Source organism: Paraburkholderia sp. LEh10, assembly GCF_017814945.1.
Taxonomy (GTDB): Bacteria; Pseudomonadota; Gammaproteobacteria; order Burkholderiales; family Burkholderiaceae; genus Paraburkholderia.
On sequence record NZ_JAGIPX010000005.1, the window covers coordinates 26,224 to 40,485 of the forward strand.

The following is a 14,262-nucleotide window of genomic DNA, read 5'->3' on the forward strand; positions in this document are numbered from 1 at the left end:
ACAAGTTGCGCCACGTCGCCGATGATAGCGTTGGATGGGCACTCCAGGGACGCAGCAATGACCGACGATCTGGCGACATGGTTAGCGCAGATTGGCCTCGGCGCGCATGCTGCGAAGTTCACCTCCCAAGGGATCGACTGGGATGTGCTCGGCGATCTTTCCGAGGGTGACCTGAAGGAACTCGGCCTTACGCTTGGCGACCGCAAGCGGCTCGCAAAAGGACTTGCGGCGCTGGCCGAAGCCCACGCACATTCGCTTGAGCCGGCGGACCAACGCGGAGGCTTGTCTTCGTCACCTGCGTCCGGAGCCATCGAGGCTGAGAGGCGGCAAATCACAGTGATGTTCGTCGACCTGATCGATTCGACAGCGCTAGCGGAGCGATTCGATCCAGAGGACATGCGACGTCTGCTAGGGGTCTACCATCAAGCTTGTGCGCGCGCGATCGAAGCGCATGAAGGCCATATCGCGCTTTATATCGGTGACGGCCTGCTCGTCTATTTCGGTTATCCGAATGCCCACGAAGACGATGCCATACGTGCTGTACTCGCCGCGCTTGCCGCCATCGCTGCGCTTCGCGAGGCCAACGAACTCATCGAAACGGAGTACGGCGTGCGCCTGCAGGCGCGGGTCGGGATCGAAACGGGACTTGTCGTAGCCGGTGCGATTGGCGCTGGATCTTCGCTGGATCACCGCGCGATCGTCGGAGAGGCGCCCATCATCGCCGCAAGGCTTCAGACGCTCGCTCCTGCCGACGCGATAGTCGTGGGACCGGCCGCCCAACGCCTGATCGAAGGATCGTTCAAGCTTGAAAACCTTGGCTGGCGCGAACTGAAAGGGGTCACCGGCCTGGTCCAGGTTCAACGTGTGCTCGCGCAAGCGGATACGATCGACCGCTTCGAAATCCGGGCGGTCCAGGGGATCACGCCACTCGTCGGCCGGGCTGAGGAACTCGGGATGATCCAGCGGCGCTGGAAGCAGAGCGTCGATGGCGAAATGCGCTGCGTGCTGTTGACCGGCGAGCCAGGCATCGGCAAATCTCGCGTGCTCCGAGCGCTCTGTGACGGCATTGGTGACGATACACATGAGATCGTTTCGCTTCAGTGTTCAGCGTACTATCGCAACAGCCCTTTTTGGCCGGTGCAACGCTGGCTACAGCGCACCTTCGGCGTCGGCCCCGACGCCTCGGATGCGTCGGATATGGAGCGGCTAGAGGCCGGAATTGCGAGACTCGGGGTCGATGCCGACGAATCACTTCTGGTCCTTACGAACCTGCTCGGGATTCCAACAGGGCCGCACCATCCGCCCGTTGACACATCTTCCCCTTCCTTCAAGCGCCGGACGCTGGACATGCTGGTTGCGATGCTCGAAACGTCAACGCGCGTTCAGCCGGTACTTTTCGTTGTCGAAGACGCGCACTGGATCGATCCGTCATCCCTCGAGTTTGTACGGCTCGTGATTGAACAACTGGTGTCCGCGCGGCTACTGGTACTTATCACGGCGCGGCCCGAGTTTGAACCGGGATGGACTTATCCTCATCTCGTACAACTCAATCTCGACCGGCTGTCGCGCCGCGAATGCGTTGCGATGATCGGACGGCTGACGGGCGGCAAGCGGCTTCCGGCTCTCGTACTCGATCAAATCGTCTCGAAGACGGACGGTGTGCCGCTCTTCGTCGAGGAACTGACCAAGGCAGTTCTCCAAGGCGATCTATTGCAGGATGCCGGCGTCAGCTACGAATTGAAAGGCATGCCGCAGACGATCGCGATTCCGGATACGCTGCAGGGCTCGCTGCTGTCGCGGCTCGACCGGCTGGAGCCAACCGTCAAGGAAACCGCGCAGATCGCAGCCACAGTGGGACGCGAATTCGACAGGAAGCTGCTTGGGTTGATTGCGTCCAGATCAGAGCATGATATGCAGCAAAAGCTCGATCGCCTGATCGCAGCAGAAATCATTACTCCTGCTTCAGGGAAACTCGCTGAAGGTGACGCCTATTTGTTCCGGCATGCATTGATCCAGGAAATTGCATATCAATCCCTGCTGCTCGCGCGCCGCCGCCACTACCACGCGCGAATCGCGGCCGCCCTCGAAGAACATTATCCGGACATCGTCGAGCGGCAACCCGAGCTGATCGCTCAGAACTTCGCTGCAGCCGATCTGCCCGATCGCGCCATCATCTATTGGCAACGTGCCGGGGAGCGGGCACTTGCGGGCGCCGCCTACGACGAGGCTATCGCCCATGTGCAGCGCGGACTTGAACTGGTGAATCGATGCTCCTTCAGTGAGCAGACCCGTACCCGCCACCTGTTGACGCTGCTGCTGACGAGAGGCAGAGCAGAGCTCAGACTGGCCCAGCGCGAAGCGATCGCGACCTTCCGCGAAGCGGCCCGAATTGCCCGTGAACAGAAGCTCGCGTCGTATCTCGTGCAGGCAGCGTTGGAATTCGACACCGCAGAGACGTTCCTCGAAGGCTCCGGCGATGAATCGCTTGCGTTGCTGAAGGAGGCGCTCACGCTGATTGGCACCGAGGAGTCAGTCGAACGTTGCCGCCTGTTGAGTCGCCTCGTCCGCACTGTTCATATGACGGGTGCACGGGAACAATATCGTGAATTTGCGCTGGAGGCCGTCTCTCTTGCCAGACGCCTGAACGATCTGCCGAGCCTGTTCGACGCATTAGCGTGCGAATTGATGCATGTAGGGGCGCTCCCTTTGCCTGCGAACAGGTTTGCGGAGCGTGAAAGCGTGTTGCTGGAGCTGAGGCAGATGGCGGAAGATCTCGGCGATGCGCATACCATCGGTCATGCATGCGCGCGATGTCTTGCCGGCTACCTGGAGATCGGCGAGGTGGACAGTTTCGAGAGCGCACTGGAACGGTATCGGCAGATTGCCGCCAGTGGTCAGCACTTCGTCGACAGGTGGTGCGTTACCGGGGCGCAGGCAATGCGGGCCATACTCGTCGGTGACTTCGCCGAGGCGGAGCACAAGACGCGCGACTCGTTGCAGATGGCGCAGAACGCCGATGCGAATCTCGCAACGGGTGTCTACGGCATGCAGATGTTCACGATACGCCGCGAACAGGGCCGGCTCGCCGAGGTAGCGCCGATCTTCAAGCGGTTTGTCGACGAGCATTCCGAGGACACGACGTGGCGGCCAGGCTTCATGCTGATTTGCAGTGATCTCGGCTTCGTAGCGCAGGCCCGCGACAATCTCGATCGGCTCGCGGAATCGGAATCCAGTATCCCCATGGACAGCAGGCGGCTTGTCACGTTGACATACCTGGCGGAGGTTGCTGCCCGCCTGCGGGCCGCCGAACATGCCGAACGTATTTATGCCCTTCTCTCGCCGTTCCGGGATCAGGTCGTCACGGTACCCGTCTTTACGCTGTGCTGCGGTTCTGCGGCACGGTTTCTTGGCATGCTCGCCCATGCCCTCGGCGACTGGTCAGCCGCGGAACAGCATTTTGAATACGCGCTGCACATGGATGAGCGCTTGCGAGCGTGGCCCTGGCTAGCGCATGACCGGCACGAATACGCGCTCATGCTGGCGACCCGCAATGGACGCGAAGATAGGGCACGAGCGCAAGATCTGCTCTCGATGGCGGCCGCCGCAGCCAAAAAACTCAAGATGTTGGCGCTCGTCGAACGCATCGGTGGCGCGCAGACGGGAGCCGGGCCCAGAAATTAGCGCAGGCTGGTGCACAATTTGACGTGCAACCTGGCCGTCGCTACTCAAGGAGAATCACATGCCGCGTTTTATGATTGAACGTAATTTTGCGGAACAACTCGAGGTCACGGGCGAGAGTGCCGCAACTGTGAAGAGAATCAACGACGAGGAAGGCGTGGAGTGGCTCTTCTCGTTTCTCAGCGCGGACAAGAAGAAGACCTATTGCCTGTATGAGGCGCCCAACGCCGACGCCATCCGCGCCGCCGCGCGTCGAGCGAATTTGCCGGCGGATGTGATCATCGAGGTAAGCGACTTGCGGCCGGAAATGTTTAGCTAGAAGGTGCAATCGGACAACCGAACGACTGCCGCGAGGACGTTACGGAAACAATTCAGCGAACCGTGTGCAACCCTTCTGGCCTGCTAGACTGGAAGTGCCTATGCAAGCCATGGAGGGAGACATGACAACCGTCTATGTCGTGAAGACTGGCGAGAAGTTCCTCTGCACCGCGGAGGACGGCGATATCGGCATGGCACCGGAGATCAAGGAAGCCACGTCCTTTCTCTCGTATGAGGAAGCGGACAAAGTCGCGAATGTCCACGCCGACCCCGGATACGAAATCGTAGCCGTCAACGTTACGAGACGCTGATGAGGAGTCGCACCCAGGCGTTCGTCAGGCCGCGCGCAAACGTCCGCCATTCGGCGCAATCGCGCGGCCGCGGCGGGCCCGTCAAGCGCGGCCGGCGGCAGAACATCGCCCGGTAAGCGATTACATCGCCGGTCGTGAGCGACTTGAGCGTGACGATTGTAGAACCTGCGTCGCGAGTGCGAAGCAGCAACTGCACGCGGCACCTGCTTCTGTACAGACCCGATATCTGGACGCCGAAGTGCTGGCAAACCATCCTGGAAGTGTCTTGGGCGGCTCGCCGCGCCCGGAACATTGGTTTTTCCGAAGGATGAACTGCGTCAAGCTGTTTCTGTGTGGGGACGTGATGCTAGGACGCGGTATCGATCAGATACTGCCGCATCCGAGCCGGCCCCATCTCTTCGAGCCCTATGTGCGTTCGGCAAGAGACTATGTGCGCCTCGCCGAAGCGAAAACCGGCCCGATACCGGAGTGTGTCCCGTTCGGCTACGTGTGGGGCGATGCGCTGCGCGAACTCGAGCGCATGAGTCCTGCCGCGCGCATCATCAACCTGGAGACGGCCGTCACATCCAGCGAGGACGCATGGCCCGGAAAGGGCATCCACTACCGCATGCATCCCGCCAACGCGCCCGTCCTGAGCGCCGCGAAAATCGACTGCTGCGCGCTCGCGAACAATCATGTGCTCGACTGGGGCTATCGCGGCTTGAAGGAAACGCTGAACGCCTTGGCTCGCGCCGGCATTCATATGGCTGGCGCGGGGCAGGACGACGTCGAGGCGGCCGCGCCAGCGTTGATCGAACTGGCGGGTGGCGGCAGAGTGATGATCTTCGCCTTTGCCACGGAATCGAGCGGCGTGGGCGCGGACTGGGCCGCCCGTCGGGGCCGCCCCGGCGTAAACCGGCTCTCTGATCTTTCGGCTGACACCGTATGCACGATCGCGGCGCAGGTGCGAGCGGTCAGGCAGGCAGCCGACATCGTCATCGTCTCGATTCATTGGGGCGAGAACTTCAATTTCGACATACCTGCTTCGCAGCGATACTTCGCGCACGAACTCATCGATTCGGCGGGCGTGGATCTCGTACACGGCCATTCGTCGCACCATGTGAAGGGCATCGAGGTGTACCGAGGCAAACTCGTCCTGTACGGTACCGGGGACTTCATCAACGACTATGAAGGTATCAGCGGTCAGGAAGCGTTCCGCAGCGATCTTGCGCTGATGTATTTTCCGACGCTCGACCTTGCAACGGGCACGTTGGCCGAGTTGTCGATGACGCCGACGCAGACGCGCCACTTCCGGATCAACCGGGCGCCTGAAGAAGGCACTCGATGGTTACAAGAAACGCTGAATCGACAGAGTCAGCCATTGGGCGCCACTGTGAAGCGCCGCGCTAACGACACGCTCGTGCTGCATACGGGCGCCTAGGCGCCGAGATAACGCTCGAACCACTGCACCGCGTGCCGCGCGACCGCTTCTAGCGTGCCGGGCTCCTCGAACAGGTGAGTTGCACCGGGGACGATCACAAGATCCTTCGGACATTCGAGCAGAGCGAAAGCCTCCCGGTTGACTTCGATGACATTGACGTCGAGCCCGCCTACCACGAGCAACGTAGGCGCGTTCACCGCCGCGAGGACGTCGCGTCCGGCGAGATCGGGCCTGCCGCCTCGCGAAACGATCGCCTCGATCGGCACCGACGACACGCGCGCCGCGCGGATCGCCGCAGCCGCGCCCGTGCTCGCGCCGAAGTAACCAAACGAGAGGCGTGTCGTCTGCTTCGCCGAGATCCAGGCCGTTGCTTGCGCGAGACGCACCGCCAGCAACTCGATGTCGAAGCGGGGTGCGGGGCCGGTGTCTTCCTGCTCGGAGAGCAGGTCCATCAGCAGCGTTCCGATGCTGGCCCGGTTGAGTTCGGTGGCCACGTACTGGTTACGAGGGCTGAACCGCGAACTGCCGCTGCCGTGCGCGAACACAACCAGTGATTGAGCGTTATGTGGCAGTGCGAGCGTGCCCATCAGCGACGCGTCTGCCACCGGAATGGTGACTTCCCGCATTTGAAGCCGAGGTTCCATGACATCCTCATGCCGGGTACGGCGCTTTTCCGACCCGATATGCGACGCGCTCGCCGTCGGCGGGCGCGCTGGTGCTGAGCAAGACACTAGATCGCGCGGCAGGCCTCTGCACACCTGCGGCACGCATCGCTGCATGTGCCGCAGTGCTCGGGTGGGTGCCGCGCACATTCATCGGCGCACTCGTCACAGATACGCGCACAGAGTTCGGAAAACTCGGGTGCGAAATGGCTCTGTCGAGCCAACGCCGCAGATGTGAGACGGCATAGCGAAGCGCAATCGGCGTTGAGGCGAATACATTTGGCCATGTTCGCCCGGCCCGGTTCATCGAGGCAGGCGGATGCGCAGCGATCGCAGGCAGCGGCACAAGCATCGCAGGCTTCAATAGTCGGCTGATAGATTTCGGGGTTCATCGACGAAGCTCCAGACTTGAATAGAATTGTTCGGCGTCCGCCAGTTGCTCTTCTCCGACAAGGCGCAAGGTGTTGCGATAACTTCAGGGCCGATCAGCGCGGCTCTCCTAGCAGCGTAGTCGCTGGTGTCGGCGCCGTAAAGCGATGCTGCGAGCCGGATTTCTCGCGAATAGCTTCGTTAAACATTTCGAGTCTGTTGGGCCAGCTTGTTTTAAGGGGCGCCACTGTCGGAGTAGTAGTGTCGCAATAAGGCGTCGTGGGTAGAATTCGCGAACCGACTTCGTTGACGAACATGATTTGCTCCACAAACGCCCTGTCGGAAGGATCTGGAGGATGGATGGGACCTACGTCAAGGTCCAGGGGCAATGGGAATATCCGACCGCGCAGTGGACACGGACGGCACCGTAACTAATACATCAGGAACGGTATGTCAGAGGCGCTTGCACATGCAAACGCCAGTAGCCGGACAAAGTAAGTCTCACCGTTTCGCAATACACCAAAGCCACAGCGAGACCATGAATACCTGTGGCGCGCCGACCATCGTCGTCGAGGTATCTCGCCAGCCAAAGTTTCTCGCGTTTCGGCAAAACAAGCCGGCGCGCGAGAGGTCACAGCGCCGCGATCACGCGATCGATTGAATGATCCGCAACGTTCGGCACGGGCAGCGACGGTTTGCCGATTGCGATCAGCGGCGCCGGATGTTGCCATGTGTGAACCAGCGACGGCGGCACGAGCGGGACGATATCCAGGCCGTTGCGATACAGATGCAGTTGCACGCCGCGCGCCTGCAAAAGCGCCGCAATCGTTCCATCCACACTGACGCGCGGTGGCTCGAACGCGTACACCTCTCGCGGCGGCCGCCCGATCTGGCACAGCAGCGCCGCGTGTAGAAGCGCGAGCGCGGCCCCTTCGCTATGCCCTACCGTCACATCCACGCATGGCAGCGCGAGCAGTGGCCCCACAATCGAGCACAGCGCCTGCCAGAACCCCGCGTGCAGATATCCGAGGCCTTCCACCCGCGTGATCGCAACCTCGACGTCTGTGCGCCAGCACGCGCCGTTGTTCGTGCCGGGGAACGCGACGGCATTCCCCTCCGTGATCGCACGCGCCGCACTCGCCTCAAGGCCGATCAGCGGCAGCGTCGTATATGCGCGCTGCGCGAGCAGCGCGTAGTCGCGCGGCGTCATCGTTGGACGGGGCCGCCAGCACTCAAGGCGGTCGCCGTGATGGTAGTGACATAGCCTGCCCCGGGCAGCATCAGCTTTTTCATTGCATGTTTTGTTTGGGGTTGTGCGCCGCGAATCTATGGATAAAAAAAAGCCCCACCGGAATGGGGCTGTCAGAACCCTTTTGGGGTGGGACCAAGTGCGCCACGTGGGTAGCGCACGCGTTCAGAGTAGGTGTCCACCGCGGGGCCTCGCCATCGAAGGAATCCGAAAAGCGCCCCGCTACGGCGGGCATCGAGCCAGGTCGGCCCGCCGGCGAACAAGGTGTATGCGTTCGAGCCGTCGCGCGCGAGTGCGGACGGCGAGCTCGCGGCGCGCTTCTCTGCGCATGACGTGGTGCGGAAGCTTTACAACGCGGAAGCCGTCGTGCCGCTCGTGCCGCGCTGTAAGAGCAACAGGGCGCTGTCGATACAAAATCGCGGCTCGGCCATCTCACAGAATCTTCGTCCGCACTGTACGAAAACGCACGCGGAATCGAGCCGATGCGTGTCAAGATCGGACCGTAACTGGCGGTTCCCGAAGCAGACCCCTCGCGATAATTCCAAGCGCCCCCGGCCTGATTTGCTTTCGACGAATCGTTGGTTCAGTCGTCGAACGGGGTCGTTTACGCTTTGCGTGACGATCAGCGGCAGGGAGCAGCACGATGAAAATTCAAAACAGATTCCGGGCAAATTCCGAACACCCCACGCCAGACAAGGCTCTCCGGGCGAACCGGCACATCCGCTACAAGGGCTACGAAGTGGCCCCGGTGGCACAGCGGCTGCCCAACGGGCTCTTCGCCGCAAACCTCACCATCGAGAAAACCCCGGCCGCGAGCGGCGGGCACGCCTACTCATTCGACGCGCTCGATTACTTCTTCGACGAAGAACACGCGCTCGCCTACGCGTGCCGTTGGGGGCGCCTGTGGATCGATAGCCATCAATGAGCGCATTGGCGGATCGCAATTTTTGACGCGACGCGGTCGCGAAACGCGTATGCAGCACGGCGCATGGCCGTTCGACGCCAAAAAATGACGGGTTATGACAGAATAGGCGGAATAACTATCCAAAGTTTCGCCTGACATGTCAGACAGCCTGATAACAGAAGCCGAGCATGATCATGCGCTGCGCCACTGGACATTCCGCGGACACGCGCGCATGCCCGTCGGCTCCGAAGAACACAAGCAGATGTTCTGCCGGATGCTGCTGGAAACCCATAACCCGTATAAACCAGCCGTCATCGATTGGCCGGCGCTGCCGCCCGACGCGCTGAAACGCATCACATCGCTGCCCATCTGGGACATCGCCGTGCAGACGGAAGGCCGCGCGTCGATCCGCGTCGCCACCTATGCGGCGCAGGTGCAAGATCCTTTGGTGCGAGAAGCGATCGAAATGGATGCGGCTGAAGAAGCACGCCACAAGCACGTTTTGTCGCGGCTCGTCGCAGCATACGGCATCAAGCTCGCGCCCGAGCCCGACTATCCGCCGCCGCGCGACGCGCAATGGGCGTGGATGTTCACCGGCTACAGCGAGTGCATCGACAGCTTTTTCGCCTTCGGCCTGTTCCGTTCCGCGCAGCTTTCGGGCTACTTCCCGGAAGAACTGGTCGAAACCTTCGAGCCCGTCATTCAGGAAGAAGCGCGCCACATTCTCTTTTTCGCCAACTGGGTCGCGTGGTATCGCCGTACGATGCCGTGGTGGCGCAGGCCGTGGCATTCGCTGCGGGTCGGCGCGATCTGGGTCAAGCTGATCTGGGACCGCGTGGCGATCGCAAAGGGAATCGATGCCGACGGCGTCGCGCACGACTCGAACTTTCTGCCCGCCAACAGCTCGACGATAGGCCAGGCGCTGTCGACGCGTCAGTTGATCGAACTCTGCCTCAAGGAAAACGACCAACGGATGAGCGGCTACGACAAACGGCTCGTACGCCCTACGCTCGTACCGAGGCTCGCGCGCCTCGCGCTGCGGTTGATGCGCAAGTAGGCGCATCCGCGCCCGGGCGCATTCACGACACGCTGCGCGGCGCGCCGCGCAGCCCAATCGAGGGAGGCAGACCTCATGCGATGGACGGTCGACGAACAACTCGCGCTGACGGCGACGCAGGCCGTCGCGGCCATCCAGTCGGGCCGGCTGACGGCCACCGACTACGTCGCGACCCTGCTCGCGCGCGCCGCCGCGCTTGCCACGCTCAACGCGTTCACTGTGCTCGACATGGAAGGCGCGCTTGCCGCCGCCAAGCGCATCGACGCGCTGCCGCCCGACGAAAGGGCCCGTCTTCCACTTGCGGGCTTGCCCGTGGTCATCAAGGACAACATCAACACGGCGGGTCTGCTGACCTCGGCGGGCACGCCCGCGCTCGACGGCTTCAAGCCGCAAACCGACGCGCCCTCCGTGCGCAGGCTGACCGACGCGGGCGCGATCGTGCTCGGCAAGACGAACATGCACGAACTCGCGTTCGGCATCACCAGCACCAATCTGGCCCCGCATGCGGGCGCCGTGCGCAATCCGTATGATCCGTCGCTGATCGCGGGCGGCTCGTCGGGCGGCACGGCCGTTGCTGTCGCCGCGCGCATCTCGCCCGCCGGGCTCGGCAGCGACACGGGCGGCTCGACGCGCATTCCCGCCGCGCTCACGGGCATTGCGGGCTTTCGCCCGTCCGTGGGCGACGGCGGCACGCAGCGCCGCTATCACGACCCGCAGGCCGTCGTCCCCATCAGCCACACGCGCGACACCGTCGGGCCGATGGCGCGCACGGTCACGGACGTCGCGCTGCTCGACGGCGTGATCACAGGCGATGCCGCGCTGCCGGACGTGCAGTTGTCCGCGCTGCGCATCGGCCTGCCCGAGCCGCTGTGGGCCGATCTCGAACAGGCAACGGAAGATGTCGCGCGCGCCGCGCTCAGCAAGCTCGAAGCGGCAGGCGTCACGTTCGTCCCCGTCGCGATGCCCGATCTTCTGCGCCTGAACGACCAGACGGGCGGCCCGATCGCGATCCACGAAGCGCTCGACGACGTGCGCGACTACCTCGCCGCGAACGGCGCGCCCGTGCAGACAGTCGGCGAACTGGCGGCCCGGATCGCGAGCCCCGACGTGCGCAATATCTACGACGCCGTGCTGGCGGGCGCGCTGACCCGGCAATACCCGGACGCGCTGGGCGTCTGGCGTCCGCAATTGCAGCGGCACTATGCGGACACGTTCGCCGCCTCGCAGCTCGATGCGCTGCTTTTCCCCACCACCCGCCTCGTCGCCGTGCCCGTCGACGAGATCAACGGTTCGTCTGTCGTCTCGATCGACGGCGCGCCCGCGATCGACGAAATGGCCGCCTATCTGCGCAATACCGACCCCGCGAGCAATGCGGGCATTCCGGGCCTGTCGCTGCCCGCCGGCCTGACGAACCACGGGCTGCCCGTGGGCATCGAGCTGGACGCACCGCTCGGCAGCGACCGGCGGCTGCTCGCGATCGGCATCGCGTTCGAGGCGGTGATCGGCGCCGTCCCTGCCCCGACCATCTGAAGACCATGTTCAGACCATGCATCAGGCAATGCGCAAGGCGCATTGCGGCGCTTGCCGTCGCGCTGCTCACCTCGGGCTGCGCGATCATCGCCGCCGCCGATCCGAACGCGCTATGGAAGATCGTCGATCACCAGTGCGTGCCCGCCGCGCGCACGTCGGGCAGCCCCGGCTTCTGCACGAGCGTCGATCTGTCAAAACGCTACGCGATCCTCAAGGACATCAACGGCGACACGCAATATCTGCTGATTCCGACCGACCGCGTGACGGGCATCGAAAGCCCCAGCGTGCTCGACGCCGATGCGCCGGACTATTGGGTCGACGCATGGGCCGCGCGGCAGTATGTAGGCTCGCGCATCGGCCTGACGTTTCCGCCGAACCAGCTCGGCCTTGAAATCAACTCGAAGTACCGCCGCACGCAGAATCAGTTGCATATCCATATGGATTGCATGCACGACAAGATCATCAAGGATCTCTCGCGCTACCGCACGGCGCAGCCCGGCCAGTGGCACTGGGCGACGCTCGACGGCAGCCGGTATCGCGTGATGCGCGTGTTGTCGCTGACGGGCGAAAGCGACCCGTTCCGGATCGTTGCACGCGATCGTCAGGGCAGCGACGCGATGGCGCAGCAGACTATTCTCGTGACGGGCGCGGGACCGTCCGACAAGGACGGCTGGCTCGTCGTGAACAGCGGGCTCGAGCTCGATGATGGCAGCGGAACGGCGGAAGGGATGCTCGATCATGCTTGCGAGATCGGGATGCATCAGTAAAAGCGCTGCGCATCGGCTCCCGAGCGCTTAACCCGCTTTGCTCACATGCTTTGCCGAACAAATTGGTTCAACTGCGCCGGCCCGGCATTTACGATCGGTCGAACTGCATTACGATCGATCCGCCGATGGCCATCTATCTCGACGACGCGCAACGTCGCGCTCTTTCGCAACAACGCGCGAGCTTCACATGGCGCACCGAATGGCCGACGTGGCTGCTGATCGTCACGATCTACGGCGGATGGTTTTTCGTCGCGAGCCACGTACGCGCGCTCGGCTTGAGCGTCGCGATTGCGCTGCTCGCCGTGATCAGCGCGTGGTACATGTCGCTGCAGCACGAACTGCTGCACGGACACCCGACGCGCTCCGCATTCGTCAACGGCCTGATCGGCTTCGCGCCGCTTGCCGTGTGGTTTCCGTATCCCGTCTATCGCCAGTTGCATCTGCAGCATCATGACGATTGGCATCTGACGCATCCCGAGATCGATCCCGAAAGCTATTTCGTCAGCGCCGAAGCATGGCGGCAGGCCGGGCCGCTGACGCGCGCGCTGCTGATCGCGCGCAACACATTCGCTGGGCGGCTTCTGCTGGGTCCGGCGTTCTCGATTGCCGCGACGGCGACGGGCGCAGCACGCAAGCTGTTGCGCGGCGACTGGCGCGATGTGCCCGCATGGCTCGCGCACCTGGCCCTGCTTGCCGTGCTCGTCATATGGCTCGATCGCGGATGCGGCATCGCGCCGTGGCTCTTTTTTGCGGGCGTCGGTTATCCGGCGCTCGCGTTGAGTTCCGTGCGCTCGTTTCACGAGCATCGCGCCGCCGCGTCGCACGAGCAGCGCTCCGTCATCAACGAGGCCGGATGGTTCTGGCGGCTTTTATTTCTGAACAACAACTACCATGCCGTGCACCACGATCTGCCTGGCGTGCCATGGTACGCATTGCGCGACGTGTACCGCGCGCGGCGCGGCGACTATCTCGCGCGCAACGGCGGGTTCATCGTGCGCGGCTACTTCGAGTGGCTGCGGCAGCATGCGCTTCGCCCCATCGTGCATGCGATGCACCCGCTCGCCGACTCATTCGGTCCGGGCGCGCGCAGCATGAGCAAGATCGGGACTGTGGCAGGCGTCGAGCGGCCCGCCCGCAACGCGGACAGAATGCGCATCACGGGCTGAACCGCGTTTAGAATCGCCTGCATGAACTGGATCGCGGCCCTGCCGATGTACAACGTATCGCCCGCGCTCGCAGCCGACTGGCAGGGGCTGCTCGCGGACGTGCTAAGCCGCGTCGAGCCTTCGGCCGCGATCGCCGGTCCCGATGATCTGCACGCATTCTGGCGGCGTCCCGATTTGCTGTTGTCGCAGACATGCGGCTATCCGTTCGTGCTGGGACTGCACGAATACGTGCAGCTGATCGCGACGCCGCAGTTCGACGCGCCCGGCTGCCAGGGCGCGAGCTATTCGAGCGTGCTCGTCACGCGCGCCGATGCGCCGTTCGATTCGCTGCACGCTTGTCGCGGCGCGCGCGCGGCCTACAACGCGGCCGATTCGAACAGCGGCTACAACGCGTTTCGGCACGCCGTCGCACCGCATGCGCGCAACGGCAAATTCTTCAGCGCAACACTCGAAACAGGCTCGCATCTCGGCTCGCTGCGCGCCATTGCCGAAGATCGCGCGGACATTGCCGCGATCGACTGCGTGACGATGGCGTTCGTGCTCGATGAGTATCCGCAACTCGCGGGCGTATTGCGCGAGATCGGCTACACGCGCTCATCGCCGGGCTTGCCGTTGATCGCATCGAAGCAGGTACCGTCCGAACAGATCGGCGCATTGCGCGCCGCGCTCGAACAAAGCCTCGCCGCACAGCCTGCGCGCGCGCTGCGCCTGCGGCTCAAGGGCTTCTCGCACTTGCCGCGCGAAGCGTACGAAAGCATTGCCGAAATGGAAAACGAGGCGCGCGTAGCGAACTACGCGCGCCTCGCATGACGTCCGGCGCTCGTGCCGGTT

The 14,262-nt window shown here is 63.2% G+C and carries 13 protein-coding genes and 1 pseudogene; 11 read left to right on the forward strand and 3 right to left on the reverse strand.

What is annotated here, in order from left to right; genetic code table 11:
- Window positions 1-57 precede the first annotated feature (57 nt).
- The 4 genes from J8I87_RS05555 to J8I87_RS05570 all read left to right on the forward strand — a co-directional run bounded on the left by J8I87_RS05555 (window position 58) and on the right by J8I87_RS05570 (window position 5,727).
- The gene (locus J8I87_RS05555) at window positions 58-3,681 is read left to right on the forward strand and encodes an AAA family ATPase (RefSeq protein WP_209930447.1); all 3,624 of its coding nucleotides are present in this window, start codon (window positions 58-60) and stop codon (window positions 3,679-3,681) included.
- Window positions 3,682-3,739: 58 nt separating this feature from the next.
- Entirely contained in the window at window positions 3,740-3,997 is a 258-nt protein-coding gene (locus J8I87_RS05560) for a DUF4242 domain-containing protein (RefSeq protein WP_028214573.1), read from the forward strand.
- A 121-nt stretch (window positions 3,998-4,118) separates the two neighbouring features.
- Complete coding sequence (locus tag J8I87_RS05565; RefSeq protein WP_209930448.1) at window positions 4,119-4,307, forward strand: hypothetical protein; 189 nt, start codon at window positions 4,119-4,121, stop codon at window positions 4,305-4,307.
- Window positions 4,308-4,614: 307 nt separating this feature from the next.
- Window positions 4,615-5,727 carry a CapA family protein gene (locus J8I87_RS05570; protein WP_209930449.1) on the forward strand — a complete coding sequence of 371 codons (1,113 nt, stop codon included), beginning with the start codon at window positions 4,615-4,617 and terminating at the stop codon, window positions 5,725-5,727.
- Here J8I87_RS05570 and J8I87_RS05575 read toward each other — a convergent pair.
- Both J8I87_RS05575 and J8I87_RS05580 read right to left on the reverse strand, forming a co-directional pair.
- Window positions 5,724-6,371, reverse strand: coding sequence for a dienelactone hydrolase family protein (locus J8I87_RS05575; RefSeq protein ID WP_209930450.1), 648 nt, complete (start codon window positions 6,369-6,371; stop codon window positions 5,724-5,726). The two genes, J8I87_RS05570 and J8I87_RS05575, sit on opposite strands and share 4 nt — an antisense overlap.
- An 86-nt stretch (window positions 6,372-6,457) precedes the next feature.
- Window positions 6,458-6,781 (reverse strand): four-helix bundle copper-binding protein, encoded by a 324-nt coding sequence (locus J8I87_RS05580; protein ID WP_209930451.1) that lies wholly within the window; start codon window positions 6,779-6,781, stop codon window positions 6,458-6,460.
- Window positions 6,782-7,084: 303 nt separating this feature from the next.
- Between J8I87_RS05580 and J8I87_RS05585 the strand changes: the two are divergent.
- Window positions 7,085-7,156 (forward strand): annotated as a pseudogene (locus J8I87_RS05585) (IS6 family transposase); the annotation flags it as partial.
- A 233-nt stretch (window positions 7,157-7,389) separates the two neighbouring features.
- On the opposite strand, the gene J8I87_RS05590 reads toward J8I87_RS05585, so the two are convergent.
- Window positions 7,390-7,968 carry a lipase family protein gene (locus J8I87_RS05590; protein ID WP_209930452.1) on the reverse strand — a complete coding sequence of 193 codons (579 nt, stop codon included), beginning with the start codon at window positions 7,966-7,968 and terminating at the stop codon, window positions 7,390-7,392.
- 757 nt (window positions 7,969-8,725) lie between these two features.
- On the opposite strand from J8I87_RS05590, the gene J8I87_RS05595 reads away from it, so the two are divergent.
- From J8I87_RS05595 to J8I87_RS05620, 6 genes are all read left to right on the forward strand, one after another.
- On the forward strand, window positions 8,726-8,932 hold the full coding sequence (locus tag J8I87_RS05595; protein WP_209930640.1) for a transcriptional regulator: 207 nt from the start codon (window positions 8,726-8,728) through the stop codon (window positions 8,930-8,932).
- A 136-nt stretch (window positions 8,933-9,068) separates the two neighbouring features.
- Window positions 9,069-9,968, forward strand: a complete 900-nt coding sequence (locus J8I87_RS05600) for a ferritin-like domain-containing protein (protein WP_209930453.1) — start codon at window positions 9,069-9,071, stop codon at window positions 9,966-9,968.
- A 75-nt stretch (window positions 9,969-10,043) separates the two neighbouring features.
- On the forward strand, window positions 10,044-11,498 hold the full coding sequence (gene iaaH, locus J8I87_RS05605) for an indoleacetamide hydrolase (RefSeq protein ID WP_209930454.1): 1,455 nt from the start codon (window positions 10,044-10,046) through the stop codon (window positions 11,496-11,498).
- A gap of 5 nt (window positions 11,499-11,503) precedes the next feature.
- Complete coding sequence (locus tag J8I87_RS05610) at window positions 11,504-12,265, forward strand: CDP-diacylglycerol diphosphatase (protein ID WP_209930455.1); 762 nt, start codon at window positions 11,504-11,506, stop codon at window positions 12,263-12,265.
- A 125-nt stretch (window positions 12,266-12,390) separates the two neighbouring features.
- A complete protein-coding gene (locus tag J8I87_RS05615) occupies window positions 12,391-13,431 on the forward strand; it encodes a fatty acid desaturase (RefSeq protein WP_209930456.1) in 1,041 nt (346 codons plus the stop codon).
- A gap of 21 nt (window positions 13,432-13,452) precedes the next feature.
- A complete protein-coding gene (locus J8I87_RS05620) occupies window positions 13,453-14,241 on the forward strand; it encodes a phosphate/phosphite/phosphonate ABC transporter substrate-binding protein (protein ID WP_209930457.1) in 789 nt (262 codons plus the stop codon).
- The last annotated feature ends 21 nt before the right edge of the window (window positions 14,242-14,262 follow it).